Below are 16,404 nucleotides of genomic sequence, written 5' to 3'. Positions count from 1 at the left end.
GCCTATCCTGCTCCTATGCCAACTGAACCAGTGCGGGTGTCTTTCCGCCGGCATGTGCGCGAAAAGGTTTTGAGGGCGACACGAGAACTCGCCATCGAGAAGGGCTGGGATCAGGTCCGGATGAGCGAGGTTGCCGAATCGGTCGGCGTCTCCCGCCCGACGTTGTACAAAGAGTTCGGCGACAAACAGGGGCTCGGCGACGCGCTTGTGGTGTCGGAGGGCCAGCGCTTTATGGAAGGCATTCTTGCCGTCCTTGCCGAACACGTGGGCGACGTGCGGGGCGGCATCACCGCAGCGGTGCAATTCACCCTCTGTGAAGCAGAAGACAGCCCGCTCCTCAAGGCAGTTCTGACGTCCAACGCTTCGGGGAATGATCGCGGTGGCTCGTCGTCTACTGGAGTCCTACCTCTTCTGCCGACGTCGGCTTCCCTGCTTCAGCTCTGCTCCGCGGCTCTGATCACGTGGTTTAACGACCACTTCGACGATCTCGATCCCGAAGACGTTGAGGAGGTCGCAGATGTTCTGGTGCGACTGACAGTGAGTCATGTTGTACTCCCCGCCGCGGACATCGCCACCACCGGTGAGCGGATCTCCCGCGTAGCACTCAGGTACCTGGGAGTTGTCCACAGTTTGTAGCCAGCAAGCTCTCGTGTCAGATCGAGCCGGCGAGGAGCTCTGAGCGGTCAACTCGGAGCTGCTGGCTGATGGCCCGCTTACTGGACATGAAATCGCGAGGACGATTGACGCAGTCGGCGGCGATGAGTTCGCCCTCGCGGAAGTAGAAGCAGCTGAAGTCACGGTCACGCGACGGGTCACCACTGAGCAACAGTTCGTCGTATCCGGCGTTGAGACCGGCAATCTGGAGTTTGAGATCGTACTGGTCGGACCAGAACCACGGAAGCGCAGCGATTGCGCTGTGTTTTCCGCAGATTGTCGCCGCAGCGATCTTGGCCTGCTCGCCGGCGCTCGATACGGATTCCAAACGAATACGCGAGCCGTATCGAGCCATGGTGTGGCTCGTGCAGTCGCCGGCGGCCACGATGTCGGGGTCGCTGGTGCGGGCCTGGTCGTCGATCACGATGCCGTTGTCGACGGATAATCCTGCGGCCGAGGCGAGCTCGGTGTTCGGCACCACACCGACGCCGACGATGACCAAGTCGGCGGGGATCGATTCGCCGTCAGCCAGCACGACCTCCTGCACCCCACCGTTACCGGAGAAGGCTTCGACGAGGGCGTGTGTTCGGATCTCCACTCCCTCGCCGCGGTGGATTCGCGTGTAAAACGCGGAAACCTCCGGCGCGGTGACCCTTTCGAGTACACGCTCGGTTGCCTCGAGGACGGTGACGTTCATGCCGAGCGAACACAGCGAGGCCGCCGTTTCCAACCCGATGTAACCGCCGCCCACGATCACAACCCTCCGACCCGGTGTGGCGGCGGCACGGATCAACTCGACGTCTGCAGCGGTACGCAGGTAGTGAATTCCGGGAAGATCCACCCCTGGTGTGGGGAGTCGTCTGGCCCTTGCGCCGGTGCACAACGCGAGCTTGGTGTACGTCAGCGTGTCGCCGGTGCTCAGAGACACACGCTTGGCACTCCGGTGGATCGCCTCCACGGTCGCATTCAAGAGTCGAATGTGCTGCTTTTCGTAGAAATCAGCGCCGCGAATCAGGAGGTCGTCGAGGCCGTTCTTGCCGGCCAGGTATCCCTTCGACAACGGAGGCCGGTGGTAGGGCAGTCCCCCCTCGTCGCCGATGAGCACGACCTCCCCAGACCACCCCTCCCTTCGAAGATTAGCTGCCAACTGCGCGCCGGCGTGGCTCGCGCCGACGATCACCGCTCGTTCGGGAGTCATGCACTCGGCCTGGGAGTGAGGCGAACCATCAGCTTGCTGATACCCCTGACGAAATTCGATTGCACATACTCGGGTTCGCCGACCACCTCGATGTTCTCAAAGCGAGGGAGCAATTCCTCCCACAGGATTCGAAGCTGCAACTCAGCAAGTCGGTTTCCCATGCACCTGTGCACGCCGAACCCGAACGAGATGTGATTGCGGGCGTTGCTCCTATCGATGATCAACTCATCGGCCCGCTCGAAGACACGCTCATCGCGGTTACCAGAGGCGTACCACATCACGACCTTGTCGCCCTTGCGGATGAATTGCCCGTTCAACATGATGTCTTTTTTCGCGACTCGGCGCATGTACGCCAACGGGGTCTGCCAGCGAATGATCTCGGACACCATGTTGGGAATCAGGTCAGGGTTCGCCTTCAACTTCTCGAACTGATCGGGGAACTGGTTCAAGGCGAGAACCCCTCCGCTCATCGAGTTGCGAGTCGTGTCGTTTCCCCCGACGATCAGCAATACCAAATTGCCGAGGAATTCCATCGGGCGGTCGATGAGATCCTTAGTGTCCTCGTTGGCCTGCAGCATCGTGATCAGATCGAAGCCCGGTCGCTCCCCGTTGGCGGTACGGGCCGCCTTGTCATGCCAGAGAGCGCTGAGCCCCTTCGCCATGTCGACCATGCCACGAAACACTCTGTCGTTGTCGGAAGGACCGCCATTGGCTTGCTCCATGGAGGTGGCGAGGTCCGACCATTCCACGAGCTTGTGCCGCTGCTCGTACGGGAAGTCCAGCAGGGTCGCGAGCATGCGCGCTGTCAGTTCGATGGAGACGTGGTGCACCCAATTGAACGGCTGATCCACCGGTAGATCGTCCAGCACTTCCTGGACACGCGAGCGGATCAGCCCCTCCATCTCGCGCAGGTTCTTCGGCGCGACAACCCCTTGGACGGAAGCGCGCTGCAAGTCGTGTTGTGGCGGATCCATCGCGATGAACATGGCGATGTCCATAAAACGAGGCGGTCTCCCGATGATGATGAACGGCTCTGCGGAGAAAGCCTCGTGGTTCTTGTCGACGGCGATGATGTCCGCGTGGCGGGTCACCGACCAGAACGGGCCGAACGGACTGCGAGCCTGGTAATGCACCGGCGCCTCGTTGCGCACGCGTTCGAAGTAGGACTTCCAGCGGCCTTGGCGGTAGAGGAACGGGTTGCTGAGATCGATGTCGGCGATATCGACGTCCTCGACCGGAGGAATGGGCGTCTCGGTGAAGATCTTCTTACCATTGGTTCCGGTTACCCACCGACGTGTCTTGTCGTAGAGGTGTGCGCCGCGGATTTGCAGCTCCAGAGGCACGGCAGACTGGGCTTTGGCGGCCACTGCCGCGGGAATACTCATTATTGTTTCCTCCAAATCCATGACGTTGTTTCAGAGCTGGAACTCAGGTAGCTCGACCGTCAAGCCATCCCATGCCTCGGAGGCGGCCATCTGGCAGGACAGCCTCGACGTCCGCTGACGCTCGGGGTTCATCGCGAGCATCTCCTCTTCGTTGGCGCCGCAGAGTCCCACCGTGTCCGACCACTCGGGAGCGACGATCACGTGGCATGTTCCGCATGCGGCTTCCCCTCCGCAATCGCCGTCGATGCCGGGCACCGCGTTATTGACCGCAATCTGCATCAAGGACTGCCCTTCGGCCAAGGGGGCTTCGTACTTCTCGCCGTCATGAGAGACGAAGGTGACGACTGCCATGATTAACTCTCCTCAATCTGGAACTTCTCTTTTTAGTGTTGTCGCGCGTGACCAGCGTCGCTAGACTCGCAGGAGTCAAAGAGTTGTGTTTTTAGCTCACGCGCAGGGAGGCACGTGAAACTCGACGACTCGGGTATGCCAGCGCTGGCTTTCCTGCAGATGCTGGACAGTGAGGCGCTGGGGCATGACGCCAGCATTGCGCTGCGCAGCATCATGGTTCGCGAGCACGTCACCGAGTCGATGTTGGTGGGCCGCGACGCGCAGGTCCCCTTACGGTGGTTCAGGGAGATATATTCCGATTTCGATTGTGATCAGGGAACCCGTCTGGGTTTCGCGTTCGCTGAACACGCCAAACTGACGTCCTTTGGGGCACTCAGTGTTCCCTTGGTCAGCGCGGGCTCGGTAGCCGAGGTTGTCGAGTTGCTTGCTTATCTGCCGGTGATCACCACAGCCCTCAGCCCGTCGTTCCATTCGACGGAACGCGGCCTCACGATCGGGCTCACCGGTCGCACCGGTGACGCGGGCCTGAACTGCCTGGCCGTCACCTACGGTGGGCTGGCGCTGTTGCGTCTGCTCGACATGCTCGCGGGTGCCGTACCGAATATTGAACTGCATCTGAGTCATTCAGCGCCGGAGTCGTGGGTTCTTCATGACGAAGTGTTGGCGGGTCGGATCTTCTTCGACGCCCCCAGCTCGTTCGTCCACGTTCCCGCGGCTACGCTGGAGGAGGTCTGTCGATTCTCCGATCCTGTGGCGTACCGGATTGCCGTCACCGATTTGCAGCGAACTCTCGATCAACGACGTGACACGTCGGTCTCCGAAAAAGTAAGGGACCTGCTCGAGAAAGATCCCGGAAAAACGAACATCAGCCGGACGGCGGGCGAGCTCTCGATATCCCCGAGCACGTTGAAGCGGCGCCTGCGCGAAGAGGGGACCACCTTTCGAGAATTACGTCAGTCGTTCTTGCAGGAGCGAGCAATTCTGCGAATTCTCGACAGATCGGTGTCTGTAAGCGAGATCGCGGCAGAACTCGGGTACGCGGACCTCACGAACTTCACACATGCGTTCAAACGGTGGACCGGTCGGTCACCGCGCCACTTCAGAAAAACGCGCGACTGAGCGCGCAAAGTTCCGCCCGGGCGCGTGCCGGGCGTCCACCGGAACCAGCGGGCTTCGCGATCGGCCTCATCTGTCACCTGGACATCGTCGAGAAACGACACGATCGGCGCGGGTTTCGGTCATCGCAGCACCCTCTTGGGAAGAGGCGCAACGACATCCAGAGAATCCATACCGCGCTGGCGGCGGGTGCGGGCCGGGGGTGACGCGGACCCCCTAGTCACGCTATGCTAACCGTCGTTCACGTCGGGACCGGCGTTGAACGCGTGGTCGGAAGGAGTCCGGATGCCACACGACCAGCCGGCCATCATCGGTGCCGCCGAAGTCGCTCCAGGAAGAAACGTTCCGTACACCTCCACTGAATTGCATGTGCGCGCCGCGGTCGCGGCTCTCGCCGACGCAGGGGTGGTCCCAGACGAGGTCGACGGTCTCGTGTGCGCCGGGCCGATGACGAACGAGGGTTCGATCTTCCTGTCCGAGGACCTCATGGACTATCTCGGGCTGCACAACCTGAAACTTCAGATGACCTGTCAGCTTGGCGGCGGGACCCATCTGGCCATGACGCGCATGGCGAGTAACGTCATCGCCCGGGGCGAGGCCGAGACGGTGCTGGTCGTGTCGGCGGGCAAGTTTCCACCGATCCGCGATGGCGGGCGCGAACTGATGGCGCTGGTGTGTGACCACGCGTTCGAGATGCCCTACGGACCCTCCGTGCCGGCGCTGTACGGTTTGATCGCGCAGGCCTGGATGCACGAGACGGGACAGGGCAAGGCGGACATCGCCGAGGTCACCGCGTCGCAGGACCGGTGGGCCGCGCTGAATCCCGCGGCGATCGCGCACCGCTCACAACGCCTGACTGTGGAGGACGTGCTGGCGTCCCGCCCGATCGCCGGGCCGTTCCACTTCTACCACTGCTCGATTCCCTGCGAGGGCGGTGGCGCGCTCGTGCTGGGCTCGGCCCGCCGGGCTCGCGCGGGCAAACACCGGCCGGTACACCTGCTCGGGTTTGGAGAGGGTCACACCCACGGTTTTCTGACCTCGCTGGCCCGCCCGGGTCGTACCGGGGCCGCCCGTTCGGGTCCGATGGCCTTCGAGCGCTCCGGACGGGCGCCGGCCGACATCGACATCGCCTTGCTCTACGACGCCTTCGCCTCAAACCCGGCGATGATCCTGGAGGAGGCGGGCTTCGTGAAGCCCGGCGGGGCAGGCGATTTCTACCGTGACGGCCGCGCCGATCCGGGGGGCGACCTTCCGGTGAACACCGACGGCGGCCTGATCCGGTTCGGGCACACCGGGACCTCCTCTGGCATTTCGCAGATCCTCGAGGGTTATTGGCAGTTGTCCCGGTCGCGCCGAGGGCCGTCAGGTCTTCGGGGCGGACACCGCGTTCGTGCACAGCTACGGCTCGATGCTGTGCAGTCACGTCAGCATGGTGATGGAGGGAGCGTCATGACCGCAGCTTCGAGTTCCCTCGACGGTCTGCACGATCCTGAGGCGCTGCCGCCGCTGACCGATGTCAACCGTCCCTACTTCGCAGCAGCGGCCCGCGGCGTACTCGTCTTCCAGCGGTGCGCGAACGGCCACCCGTTCCTCTACCCGCGGCTGGTGTGTCCCGTCTGCCATGACGGTGAGTTGGCCTGGGAGACCGCGGCGGGTACTGGTGAGATCGTCAGTTTCGCGCCGGTGTACCGCCCCCCGTGGGACTCGTTCCCGCGCAGCGAGCCGTACGTCGTCGTGCTCGTTCGTCTGGACGAGGGGCCGCAGTTGTTGGCCAGTCTCGAGGGCGTGGCCCCCGATGAAGTTGCGATCGGCGCAAGAGTGCGCGCAGTGTTCGAGCGGGTGAACGAGGACCTTGGGCTGGTCCGATTCAGGCCGGCGGCGTCGTGAGCACGTACGGGGTCTCGGTGCTCGGCGCGGACTTGGCCACCCTTGTCGAGACCGCCGAGGCTACCGACCTCGCCGGCTTCGACGCCGCCTGGGCCTCGGAGTTCTACTCGCGCTCCGGCTCGATCTCGATGGCCGCGATGGCCGCGCGCACAAAGCGCTGCCGCATCGGGTCGTCGATCCTGTATGGCGTCGGGCGCAGCCCGCTCGTGCTCGCCACCGAGGCGCGTGACCTCGACGAGCTTTCAGGCGGGCGCGTCGTGCTCGGGCTCGGCAACGGCACACGCCGCATGATGAGCGACTGGCACGGCGTGGAGGACACCTCCGCTCCCGCTCTGCGCATGGAGGAGCTGGTCCCGCTCGTGCGTCGGATCTGGAACCTGCACGAGGGCCCCGTGCGCCATGAGGGTCGCTTCTATCGGATGAATCTCGTCCCGACCGGCGACGTCGCGCCGCCGCAGCGGGCCATCCCGATCATCACCGCGGGCGTGCGTCCGCGGATGTGCGAGGTGGCAGGGCGCGTCGCCGACGGGTTGGCCGGTCATCCGCTATTCACCACGACCTACGTCGAGGAGGTCGCCCGCCCAGCCGTCGTGCGCGGTGCGGAGCGGGCCGGACGCGATCCCGCCGACATTGAGATCGTCTCGATGGTCATCTGCGCGGTGCACGACGACCCACAGATCGCACGCCGTGAGGCCGCGCAGCAGATCGCGTTCTACTCCTCGGTGAAGACCTACGAACACGTTCTCGATGTGAGCGGCTTCGCCAGGCAGGGGGCGGCGATTCGCGACGCGTTCGCGCGGCGTGACCTGCCGGCCATGTTCGCAGCCGTCACCGACGACATGATCGACGCGATGGCGGTGGCCGGCACCGCCGCCGAGGTCCGAGAAGGGCTGCGCCGCTACGAGGGCGTGCTGGACCACATCGTTCTCTACTCACCCTCGATCGGCCTCGCGCCCGAGCGCATCGCCGAGAACCTAGGCAGCCTCATTCGCGATTGTGCACCGGCCTTCGCCGGCGGGAAAGGTGACCAGAGTGGCTGACGCATCGCTCATCGGGACGCAACTCGGGAGCACCACATTTCCCGTCGACCGGTCCAAAGTGCGCGAGTTCGCGCTGTCCCTCGACGACCACGACCCGATCTACCAGGACGCCGCAGCGGCCCGCGCCGCCGGCTTCGGCGCGATCCCCGCTCCGCCGACCTTCGTCGTCTCCTCGGCTCACTGGCGCGCCGACGACGACATGTTCGGCGCCCTCGGGCTCGACCTGCGACGCGTACTGCACGGTGAGTGCGGCTGGGAGTATTTCGCGCCGGTGGTCGTCGGCGACGAGCTCACCGAGACGCGTCGGGTGTCGAACGTGACCAGCCGCGAGGGCAAGCGCGGCGGCACCATGACAATCGTGACGATCGAGACCGACTTCACCAACCAGCGCGACGAACTCGTCGTGCGCCAGACCGACGTCTTGATCGAAACCGGAGGCTCCACCCAATGACGACATCCCCCGCGCCGGTGGCGTTGGCCGCCGGCGACGAGATGCCGAGCTCACAGTTCGGCCCGCTGACGCGCTCGCACATCGTCCGCTACGCCGGGTCCGGCGGCGACTTCAACCCGATCCACCATGACGAGGAGTTCGCCCGCGCGGCCGGCATGCCCGGTGTGTTCGGTATGGGACTGCTGCACGGCGGTGTGCTCGCCCAGCGGCTGACCGCCTGGGTGGGGCTGGCCAACATCCGCTCGTTCCGCATCCGGTTCACCGGTCAGGTATGGCCCGGTGACCTGCTCAGCTTCGGCGGCAGGGTCACCGGCGTGCGCGAGGCCGGAGGGCAGCAGGTGGCAGACCTCGAACTCGTGGTCACGCGCCAGTCCGGCGAACCCGCGATAAAGGGGAGCGCCGTCGTGCAGGTGGCCCGGTGAGCGCGCCAACGAGCGACGTCACCGGCCTCGGGATGACATTCGGGACCTTCGACGAAGGCCGGGCGTGGGTCGGTCATCGCTCCGAACCGCGGCGTGCGTGGTTCCCGATCGACCGCTCGATGGTGTTGTACTACTGCTCGCTCGTCGAGGACGCGAACCCCCGTTACTGGGAGGGTGAGGACTGCCCGCCCGGGCTGCTGATGAGCCTCGGCTTCGCGCCGCAGTGGGTGCCCGGGTACCTAGCGCGTGCCGACATGATGTTCGCGCTCAGCGTCCCGTTGCCGGGCCACCACATCATCAACGCCTCGACGACGACGGAGTTCGAACGCCGGCCCCGGGTAGGCGATCACGTGTCGATCGTGGAGGAGATCGCCTCGATCTCCGAGCCGAAGACGACGCGGGTGGGCACCGGCGTGTTCATCACCACGGTGAGTACGTTCTCCGACCAGCACGGTGAGGTCATCGGCCGCAACACCAACGTGCTCTTCCGATACGACACCGCCGATAGTGAAGGCGCATCATGAACGGATCCACCGAGCACAGCATGGTCCGCTTCCCCGTGCGGTTCGAGGACATCGCCGTCGGCGACACCCTGACGCCCGTCTCGATCGAGATCAGCTACAAGCGCATCTGCATGAACGCGGCTTCGACATGGGACTGGTTCCCCGGTCACCACGACCCCGACTACGCGCGCAGCCAGGGCCAGCGCACAATCTACCTGTCAACCCTCTTCTTCCATGGCTTCATCGACCGCGGCCTCAACGAATGGGCCGGACCCGACGCGCTCATCCGGCGCCGCAGAATCTCAATGATCCGGTCGATCTACCCGGGCCAGACCGCGACCCTGAGCGGCAAGGTCGTGGCCAAACGCGACGATGGCGGACGGCGCCTCGTCGACCTCGAGTTGCTCGTCTCGAGCGAAGATGGTCCGTGCGTGCCGAGTGAAGCCACCGTTGAGCTGGCCGACCCGTTTGTCGAGGTGCCGGGGTGAACTGCCACTCACATGCGAGACGACGGTGAGGGACGGAGGCTCGGTGGCCGAGCAACCGATTCGCTACGAGGTCGTCGACAGCGTGGCCTGGCTGACGATCAACCGGCCCGAGGCGCGCAACGCGCTGAACAACGCTGTGCGCACGGGGCTTATCGACGCGGTACTCCGCTTCAATGACGACGACGCGGCGAAGGTGCTCGTCCTCACCGGCGTGGGCGATAAGGCGTTCTGCGCCGGCGGGGACTTGAAGGAGATGGCGCAGAACGCGCTCAAGGTGCCCCCGAAGGACTTCGCTCCGCAGTTCGGCCGCAACATCGATGTCGCGAAGCCGACGATCGCGGCCGTCAACGGTGTCGCGTTCGCCGGGGGCTTCCTGCTCGCGCAGCAGTGCGACCTGGTCGTGGCCGCCGAACACGCGACCTTCGCCGTCAGCGAGGTCAAGGTCGGCCGCGGTTCGCCGTGGGCGACACCCCTGTCGTGGCTGGTGCCCCCGCGCGTTGCCATGCAAATCCTGCTGACCGGCGACCCGATCACCGCCGCGCGCGCCCACCAGGTCGGCTTGGTCAATGAGGTGGTGCCGGCCGATCAGTTACGCGAGCGTACCCAGCAGTTGGCGCTCAGCATCGCCGCGAACGCACCGCTGTCCGTGCTCGCGTCCAAGCGCACCGTGTACCTCTCGGCGCAGCACCACCTCGCCGCCGCGTACGACCTGGCCGACGAGATATGGGAGCCGGTCTATCTGAGCGACGACGCGCAGGAAGGCCCGGCGGCGTTCCGCGAGAAGCGCGCGCCGCAGTGGAAGGGACACTGACATGGCGGTGAGCATGCAGTCGGTTATCACCGACATCGAAGCGGAGACGGCAGCCCTACGCGGATTGGTCGCGCCGCTGACCGAAGGTCCGCGCGGCTGGGACGCGCCGACTCCGGCCGTGGGCTGGACGATCCGCGACCAGATCAGCCATCTGGCGTTCTTCGACGACGTCGCGGTGCGCTCGGCCACCGACCCCGACGGGTTCAGCAGCGACTACCTGCCGATGATGGCCGACGGAGCCATCTCACCCGACGTCATCGCCGAGCGCTACCGTCAAATGCCGGCTGCCGACCTGCTCGCGTGGTTCGACACGTCGCGTGCCGCCCTCGTTGCGGCGTTCGCGGACATTGACCCGGCGACCCGCCTGCCGTGGTTCGGGCCGCCGATGAGCGCGGTCTCGTCGCTGACAGCGCGACTCATGGAGACCTGGGCGCACGGCCAGGACGTCGTCGACGCGCTCGGCGCGACCCGCGAGGCCACGGCACGGCTGCGTCACGTGGCCCACATCGGGGTGGGTGCACGCGCGTTCAGCTACCTGGCCAACGGTCTGGACCTGCCCGCGGACCCGGTACGCGTTGAGCTGACCGCTCCGGACGGCAGCGTCTGGACGTGGGGGCCAGCCGACGCGGCCAACCGCGTGAGCGGGCCGGCGCTCGACTTTTGCCTGTTGGTCACCCAACGCCGCCACCGCGACGACACCGCTTTGGTCGCCGACGGCCCGCTGGCCGACCAGTGGCTCGCGATCGCCCAGGCCTTCGCGGGGCCCCCTGGCGGCGGGCGCGTGGCGGGCCAGTTTGCAGGGCGTCAGCGGTGAGCGTCCCGGTCCGCATCGGCAACTGCTCCGGCTTTTACGGCGACCGCATCGCCGCAGCCCGCGAGATGGTCGAGGGCGGACCGATCGACGTCCTGTGCGGTGACTATCTGGCCGAGCTGACCATGCTCATCCTGGCCAAGGCCCAGGCCAAAGACCCGTCCGGCGGGTACGCGCGGACTTTCCTCACCCAAATGGAACAGGTGCTGGGCACCTGTCTCGATCATGGCATCAAGGTCGTCGCGAACGCGGGCGGGCTGAATCCCGCCGGCTTGGCCGCCGCGTTGCGCGAGCTGTCCGCCCGTCTCGGCCTCACCGCGCGCGTCGCTCACGTCGAGGGCGACGACCTACGTGGCGACCTCCACGCAATCACGCCGCCCGTCGGCGACATCAAACCGGTATCGGCCAACGCGTACCTCGGCGCCTGGGGCATCACCGAGGCGCTGCGTTCGGGCGCCGACGTCGTCGTGACCGGCCGGGTCACCGACGCATCCCTGGTCGTCGGTCCAGCCGCCTGGTGGCACGCCTGGGCACCCGCCGACTGGGATCGGCTCGCGGGCGCGGTCGTCGCCGGGCACGTGATCGAGTGCGGCCCTCAGGCGACGGGCGGCAACTACGCGTTCCTGGACGAGATCACGGACCGCCGCTACCCGGGGTTTCCGATCGCCGAGGTCGCCGAGGACGGCTCTTCGGTGATCACGAAGCATCCCGGCACCGGGGGACTGGTCTCAGTCGGCACGGTCACCGCCCAGCTGCTCTACGAGACCGCTGAACCTGCCTACCTCGGCCCCGACGTCGTCGCCCACTTCGACACCATCCGGCTGGCTCAACAGGGTGAGCACCGCGTCGCGATCAGCGGTACGAAAGGCAGTCCGCCGCCGGACACGTTGAAGGTGGCGTTGAATGAGGTGGGCGGCTTCCGTAACACAATGACCATGGTGCTCACCGGCCTCGACATCGGGGCCAAGGCGGCTTTCGCCGAACAGCAGCTCTTCGACGTTCTCGGCGGACGCGACGCCTTCGACGAAGTCGACGTGAGGCTGTTGCGTTTCGACGTCTCCGACGCACCGACGAACGAGCAAGCCTGCGCGCACCTGCGTGTGACGGTGAAGGACGCCGACCCGCGCAAGGTGGGCCGAGCCTTCTCCGGGGGGGGGGTCATGGAGATCGCCCTGGCTGGTTTCGCCGGCTTCCACACCACCACGCCACCGTCCTCGGAGACCGCCTTCGGCGTCTACCGGCCGGCCTACGTAGCGCGGTCGGCCCTCACGCACGTACTCGTCGACGCCGACGGCACACGGCACGAGATCCCCGACCCGCCGACCGGTGCCGTCCCGCCGGCTAGGATCGCCGCGCTCGCGAAGCTGCCAGTGCCGTCCGGGCCGACACGTCGCGCGCCGCTCGGGTCGGTACTCGGCGCGCGGTCCGGAGACAAGGGCGGCAACGCTAACCTCGGCCTGTGGGCACGGGATGACCCTGGGTACGCGTGGGCGCGTGACTACCTCAGCGTCGAGCGGCTGCGCACTCTGCTCGGGCCGGAGACGGCGCACCTGCCCATGGAGCGCTTCGAACTGCCGAACCTGCGCGCCCTCAACGTGGTGGTGCACGGCTTGCTCGGTGACGGGGTGGCCTCCTCGACCCGGCTGGACGCACAGGCCAAGGGGCTCGGGGAATACGTGCGGTCCCGCATGGTGGACATTCCCCAGTCGCTGCTCGACACACACTAAATCCGGTGCGGGGCGCCGTCTACCTGCTGTGTAACCGCGCGGCTGAACAGCGCCGCAACGGCCGCGGCGGCCAGCATCGCCTCAATCGTCGCGTCGTCCAGCGACGCCGGCATGTACGCGGACGCGTTGAGCAATGACAGCACGGCGGCGACCAGGCCCTGTGCGCGCTCACGGTCCAGATCGCCCCGTGCTCGTACGAGTGCCTCGACCCAAAAGGACTCGTAGCTGTGCTGTCGGCGTCGCAGGGCACGGGTCGCCAGCGGCGACAGCGAGCGGTGCTCGCGGGCGTAGACGGCCAACAGGCCGCGTCGTCGCGCGCCGAAGGCCGCGTGCAGGTCGACAAGGGCGTGCAGGACCTCCGTCGGTGTGCCGGCCGTGGTGGCGCGCCGGGCGCCGGCCAGCAGCTCAGTCATGGCGGCGTCGCATAACTCGCGAAGGATCGCGTCCTTGTTCTGAAAGTGCCGGTAGACGGCCGGCCCGCTCACCCCTGCTGCGGCACCGATGTCGTCGATGCCCACGGCGTGAAAGCCTTGCCGCGCGAACAGGTCGGCGGCGGCCTCGAGGAGCAGTTTGCGGCGCAAACCGGCCACTTTCAGGCCTCCTGTCGATTTGTGGTTACGTTGTTCGCCGTCCGATCCGCTGGGCTGGGATCCTACCGACGCTGGGGTTGCCTGCGTCGGCACCCGCCGCACCGAATCGAGGGAGGTGAACGAAACCGCTAGCCCCCGCCGATGCTGTCGATCCTTTTCTCAGTTCATGATTTAGGGGCCCTGCTCCGAACCCGCGATGTGCAGCGGCACGACTCAGCGCAAAACGACTCCGCCCTCGATGCCCGTGAACTGCGCGCGCAGCTCGGTCTTGAGCAGCTTGCCGGTGGCGTTGCGCGGCAGTTCGGCGACGAAGTGCACGTCACGCGGACACTTGAAGTGTGCCAGCCGCTCCCGGCACCACGCCACGATCTCCTCGGCGCTCGGCGCCTGCGTCGCCGGGTCGGCAACCACGACCGCGACGACGCGTTCGCCCCACTTCGCGTCCTTACCGCCGATCACGGCGGCGTCGAACACCGCCGGGTGGCGGAAGAGGACCTGCTCGACCTCGATCGGGTAGACGTTCTCGCCGCCGGAGATGATCATGTCCTTCTTGCGGTCGACGAGGGTGATGAAGCCCTCCGCGTCCATGCGCCCGAGATCGCCCGTGTGGAACCAGCCCCCGCGCAACGCCTCGGCGCTCGAATCGGCCTTCATCCAGTAGCCGGTGAACACATTCGGACCGCGCACGATCAGTTCGCCCACGGTGTCGGTCGCGACGTCGCGGTCGTCGTCGTCGACGATGCGGGCGTCGACATGCATCGCGACGCGGCCGATCGACCCGGCCCGCGTGCTGATGTTCTCGGCGTCGAGGACGGTCACCAGGGGAGCGGTCTCGGTCATGCCGAAGCCCTCGGTGAAGGGCACGCCTCGCTCGCGCATGAAGTCGATGACCGTGAGGGGGACGGGCGACCCGCCGCCCATGGCGAAACGCAGCGCAGACAGGTTGAAGGAGTCGAAGTCGGACACCTGTGTGAGAGCGGTCCACATGGCCGGCACCATGAACTGAACCGTGACGTGGTGGTCGGCCATCGCCTGCAGCGTAGCTCGCGGCTCGAAGGACGGCATGATGACGCTGGTGCCGCCGACGTAGAGCAGCGGCAGGGTGTGTACTCCCAGCCCGCCGATGTGGAACAACGGCGCCACCGCGACGGTGACGTCCTCGCCCCGCAGGCCGATGTCGGTGCCGAGGACGTTGATCGCGTTCCATAGCAGGTTGTCGTGGGTGAGGATCGCGCCCTTGGGTCGGCCCGTCGTCCCCGACGTGTACATGATGAACGCGGGGTCGCTGCCGTCGACGTCACCGTTGAGCGGTTCGGGCGCGGCGCCCGAGACGACGTCTTCGTAGCCGAGCTCGCCCGGCGCCGGCGCCCCACCGGCGCGTACGACATGGCGCACGCGGACTCCGGACTCGGTGACGGCGCTCTTGGCCTGCGCGGCGAACGGCTCGTGGAAGACCAGAACATCGGCGCCTGAGTCGGCCAGGATGTAGCCGATCTCGGGTCCGGCAAGGCGCACGTTGAGCGGAACTGCAAGTGCGCCGATTTTGGCGCAGCCCAGCAGCACCTGGATGAACTCGGTCGAATTGACCAGCAGCATCGCGACCCGATCGCCCTTGCGCACGCCGAGGGCGATGAGTGCGGCGGCGACCTGGTTGGTGCGCCGATCGAGGTCGGCGTAGGTGATGTGCGCGCCGTTGCTGATCAACGCGGTGCGCCCGCCGTTGAGGAAGGCGCGCCGGGTCACCCACTGACCGATGCCGAGTTGCATGCGATTCCCTTTCCGTCCGCGGCGACTCAGTAGGACGCGGGCAGTTTCAGGCTGTGCTGCGCCACGAAGTTGAGGATCATTTCGCGGCTGATCGGCGCGGTGCGCATGAGCCGGGCCGGACCCCACAACGTGGCGAGGCCGTACTCGGTGGCCATGCCGTTGCCGCCGTGGGTCTGAATCGCCTGGTCGAGCGCCAGGATGCCCGCCTCGGCTGCGGCATATTTCGCCATGTTCGACGCCTCACCCGACCCCGGATCGCCGGCGTCGTGCAGGGCGGCGGCACGCTGGGTCATCAACCGGGCCAGCTCGACCTGGATCTTGGCGTGGGCGAGGGGGTGCGATACGCCCTGGTGCGAGCCGATCGGCGCTCCCCACACGTGGCGGTTGCGGGCGTAATCGGCGGCTTTATCCAGCGCGTAACGGCCGATGCCGTTGCCGAGCGCTGCCCCCATGATTCGCTCCGGGTTCAGGCCCATGAAGACCTGGCGCAGGCCCTCGTTCTCCGTGCCGATAAGGTTGGCGGCCGGCACGCGGACGTCATCGAAGAATAGAGTGAACTGCTTCTCTGGAGTGACCGCCTGGACCGGGATGAGTGACTTGGTGAGCCCGGGGACATCGGTGGGCACGACGAGCAGGCTGAGTAGTCCGCGACCACTGTCGTTGGTAGACGTTCGGGTGACGACCAGGATCGCTTCGGCTTCGTCGACACCGGAGATGTAGTACTTGGTGCCGTTGATGACCCAGTCGTCGCCGTCGCGTTTCGCGGTCGTGGAGATGTTGTGCGAGTTCGAGCCCGCGTCCGGCTCGGTGATTGCGAATGCCATGATCGTCTCGCCGCTGGCGATGCCCGGCAGCCACTGCTGCTTGAGTTCCTCACTGCCGAATGCCTGGATGATCGTGCCGCAGATGGTTGGCGAGACGACGGTCATCAGCAGCGGGCAGCCCGCCGCGGCGAGCTCCTCACCGACGATCTGCATGTCGTAGATGCCGCCGCCGCCGCCGCCGTACTGCTCGGAAAGGTTCACCCCGAGGAAGCCCTGTTTGCCCACGGCCTGCCACAGCTCGGTGCTCTTCGCGCCGGCCAGCGATTTTTCCAGGTAGTACTCGTGTCCGAAGTCCTTGGCGATCTCGGCGACCGCCTTGCGCAGGTCCTGACGTTCCTCTGTCTCGTGCAATTCCATGACACTCCTCACATCGGTATCG

General features: G+C 66.2%; 17 protein-coding genes and 1 pseudogene. 12 read left to right on the top strand and 6 right to left on the bottom strand.

Going from position 1 to position 16,404, the window contains the following annotated elements; genetic code table 11:
• The first annotated feature begins 54 nt into the window (after nucleotides 1-54).
• A complete protein-coding gene (locus A5790_RS08750; RefSeq protein WP_005116470.1) occupies nucleotides 55-636 on the top strand; it encodes a TetR/AcrR family transcriptional regulator in 582 nt (193 codons plus the stop codon).
• Nucleotides 637-652: 16 nt separating this feature from the next.
• Here the strand turns inward: A5790_RS08750 and A5790_RS08745 are convergent, their stop codons facing one another.
• The 3 genes from A5790_RS08745 to A5790_RS08735 are packed head-to-tail and all read right to left on the bottom strand — an operon-like array spanning nucleotide 653 to nucleotide 3,588.
• Nucleotides 653-1,852, bottom strand: coding sequence for an NAD(P)/FAD-dependent oxidoreductase (locus tag A5790_RS08745; protein WP_005086617.1), 1,200 nt, complete (start codon nucleotides 1,850-1,852; stop codon nucleotides 653-655).
• Nucleotides 1,849-3,237 carry a cytochrome P450 gene (locus A5790_RS08740; RefSeq protein ID WP_005086616.1) on the bottom strand — a complete coding sequence of 463 codons (1,389 nt, stop codon included), beginning with the start codon at nucleotides 3,235-3,237 and terminating at the stop codon, nucleotides 1,849-1,851. The genes A5790_RS08745 and A5790_RS08740 overlap by 4 nt, the downstream gene beginning before the upstream one ends.
• Before the next feature lie 30 nt (nucleotides 3,238-3,267).
• Complete coding sequence (locus A5790_RS08735) at nucleotides 3,268-3,588, bottom strand: 2Fe-2S iron-sulfur cluster-binding protein (RefSeq protein ID WP_005086615.1); 321 nt, start codon at nucleotides 3,586-3,588, stop codon at nucleotides 3,268-3,270.
• A 114-nt stretch (nucleotides 3,589-3,702) separates the two neighbouring features.
• Between A5790_RS08735 and A5790_RS08730 the strand changes: the two genes are divergently transcribed.
• From A5790_RS08730 to A5790_RS08680, 11 genes and pseudogenes are all read left to right on the top strand, one after another.
• Nucleotides 3,703-4,707, top strand: a complete 1,005-nt coding sequence (locus A5790_RS08730; protein WP_005086614.1) for an AraC family transcriptional regulator — start codon at nucleotides 3,703-3,705, stop codon at nucleotides 4,705-4,707.
• A 282-nt stretch (nucleotides 4,708-4,989) separates the two neighbouring features.
• A pseudogene (locus tag A5790_RS26490) lies at nucleotides 4,990-6,157 on the top strand (thiolase family protein).
• Nucleotides 6,154-6,591 (top strand): Zn-ribbon domain-containing OB-fold protein, encoded by a 438-nt coding sequence (locus tag A5790_RS08720; protein WP_005061010.1) that lies wholly within the window; start codon nucleotides 6,154-6,156, stop codon nucleotides 6,589-6,591. The pseudogene A5790_RS26490 and the gene A5790_RS08720 overlap by 4 nt, the downstream one beginning before the upstream one ends.
• Nucleotides 6,588-7,631, top strand: a complete 1,044-nt coding sequence (locus A5790_RS08715) for an LLM class flavin-dependent oxidoreductase (RefSeq protein WP_005086613.1) — start codon at nucleotides 6,588-6,590, stop codon at nucleotides 7,629-7,631. Before A5790_RS08720 ends, A5790_RS08715 begins: the two co-directional genes overlap by 4 nt.
• On the top strand, nucleotides 7,624-8,082 hold the full coding sequence (locus tag A5790_RS08710; protein WP_005086612.1) for a MaoC family dehydratase N-terminal domain-containing protein: 459 nt from the start codon (nucleotides 7,624-7,626) through the stop codon (nucleotides 8,080-8,082). The genes A5790_RS08715 and A5790_RS08710 overlap by 8 nt, the downstream gene beginning before the upstream one ends.
• Nucleotides 8,079-8,504 (top strand): dihydroxy-acid dehydratase, encoded by a 426-nt coding sequence (locus A5790_RS08705; RefSeq protein WP_005086611.1) that lies wholly within the window; start codon nucleotides 8,079-8,081, stop codon nucleotides 8,502-8,504. The genes A5790_RS08710 and A5790_RS08705 overlap by 4 nt, the downstream gene beginning before the upstream one ends.
• Before the next feature lie 32 nt (nucleotides 8,505-8,536).
• Nucleotides 8,537-9,028: a MaoC family dehydratase N-terminal domain-containing protein gene (locus A5790_RS08700; RefSeq protein ID WP_005115562.1), complete on the top strand. Its 492-nt coding sequence runs from the start codon at nucleotides 8,537-8,539 to the stop codon at nucleotides 9,026-9,028.
• A complete protein-coding gene (locus A5790_RS08695) occupies nucleotides 9,025-9,495 on the top strand; it encodes a MaoC/PaaZ C-terminal domain-containing protein (RefSeq protein WP_005086609.1) in 471 nt (156 codons plus the stop codon). Before A5790_RS08700 ends, A5790_RS08695 begins: the two co-directional genes overlap by 4 nt.
• Nucleotides 9,496-9,538: 43 nt before the next feature.
• Nucleotides 9,539-10,306 (top strand): enoyl-CoA hydratase/isomerase family protein, encoded by a 768-nt coding sequence (locus tag A5790_RS08690; protein ID WP_005086608.1) that lies wholly within the window; start codon nucleotides 9,539-9,541, stop codon nucleotides 10,304-10,306.
• Between the two features lies 1 nt (nucleotide 10,307).
• Nucleotides 10,308-11,120 (top strand): TIGR03084 family metal-binding protein, encoded by an 813-nt coding sequence (locus A5790_RS08685; RefSeq protein ID WP_005116473.1) that lies wholly within the window; start codon nucleotides 10,308-10,310, stop codon nucleotides 11,118-11,120.
• Nucleotides 11,117-12,844, top strand: a complete 1,728-nt coding sequence (locus A5790_RS08680) for an acyclic terpene utilization AtuA family protein (RefSeq protein WP_005119331.1) — start codon at nucleotides 11,117-11,119, stop codon at nucleotides 12,842-12,844. The genes A5790_RS08685 and A5790_RS08680 overlap by 4 nt, the downstream gene beginning before the upstream one ends.
• Here A5790_RS08680 and A5790_RS08675 read toward each other — a convergent pair.
• The 3 genes from A5790_RS08675 to A5790_RS08665 form a co-directional block, all read right to left on the bottom strand.
• On the bottom strand, nucleotides 12,841-13,434 hold the full coding sequence (locus tag A5790_RS08675; RefSeq protein ID WP_005086604.1) for a TetR/AcrR family transcriptional regulator: 594 nt from the start codon (nucleotides 13,432-13,434) through the stop codon (nucleotides 12,841-12,843). The genes A5790_RS08680 and A5790_RS08675 overlap by 4 nt on opposite strands.
• 213 nt (nucleotides 13,435-13,647) lie before the next feature.
• The gene (locus A5790_RS08670; RefSeq protein ID WP_005086603.1) at nucleotides 13,648-15,201 is read right to left on the bottom strand and encodes a long-chain fatty acid--CoA ligase; all 1,554 of its coding nucleotides are present in this window, start codon (nucleotides 15,199-15,201) and stop codon (nucleotides 13,648-13,650) included.
• A 26-nt stretch (nucleotides 15,202-15,227) separates the two neighbouring features.
• Nucleotides 15,228-16,382: an acyl-CoA dehydrogenase family protein gene (locus tag A5790_RS08665; protein WP_005086601.1), complete on the bottom strand. Its 1,155-nt coding sequence runs from the start codon at nucleotides 16,380-16,382 to the stop codon at nucleotides 15,228-15,230.
• Between the last annotated feature and the right edge of the window lie 22 nt (nucleotides 16,383-16,404).

This window comes from Mycobacterium sp. 852002-51152_SCH6134967 (genome assembly GCF_001667105.1).
Classification (GTDB): Bacteria; Actinomycetota; Actinomycetes; order Mycobacteriales; family Mycobacteriaceae; genus Mycobacterium; species Mycobacterium neumannii_A.
Note: the sequence above shows the minus strand (reverse complement) of the source record. Positions and strands in the feature narration are given on the sequence as shown.

Excerpts from the sequence above, each read along its gene's own strand:
- A5790_RS08695 (WP_005086609.1), top strand. The coding sequence starts at position 9,025 with ATGAACGGATCCACCGAGCACAGCATGGTCCGCTTCCCCGTGCGGTTC.
- A5790_RS08665 (WP_005086601.1), bottom strand. The coding sequence starts at position 16,382 with ATGGAATTGCACGAGACAGAGGAACGTCAGGACCTGCGCAAGGCGGTC.
- A5790_RS08700 (WP_005115562.1), top strand. The coding sequence starts at position 8,537 with ATGACATTCGGGACCTTCGACGAAGGCCGGGCGTGGGTCGGTCATCGC.
- A5790_RS08705 (WP_005086611.1), top strand. The coding sequence starts at position 8,079 with ATGACGACATCCCCCGCGCCGGTGGCGTTGGCCGCCGGCGACGAGATG.
- A5790_RS08745 (WP_005086617.1), bottom strand. The coding sequence starts at position 1,852 with ATGACTCCCGAACGAGCGGTGATCGTCGGCGCGAGCCACGCCGGCGCG.
- A5790_RS08740 (WP_005086616.1), bottom strand. The coding sequence starts at position 3,237 with ATGAGTATTCCCGCGGCAGTGGCCGCCAAAGCCCAGTCTGCCGTGCCT.
- A5790_RS08670 (WP_005086603.1), bottom strand. The coding sequence starts at position 15,201 with ATGCAACTCGGCATCGGTCAGTGGGTGACCCGGCGCGCCTTCCTCAAC.
- A5790_RS08735 (WP_005086615.1), bottom strand. The coding sequence starts at position 3,588 with ATGGCAGTCGTCACCTTCGTCTCTCATGACGGCGAGAAGTACGAAGCC.
- A5790_RS08720 (WP_005061010.1), top strand. The coding sequence starts at position 6,154 with ATGACCGCAGCTTCGAGTTCCCTCGACGGTCTGCACGATCCTGAGGCG.
- A5790_RS08685 (WP_005116473.1), top strand. The coding sequence starts at position 10,308 with ATGGCGGTGAGCATGCAGTCGGTTATCACCGACATCGAAGCGGAGACG.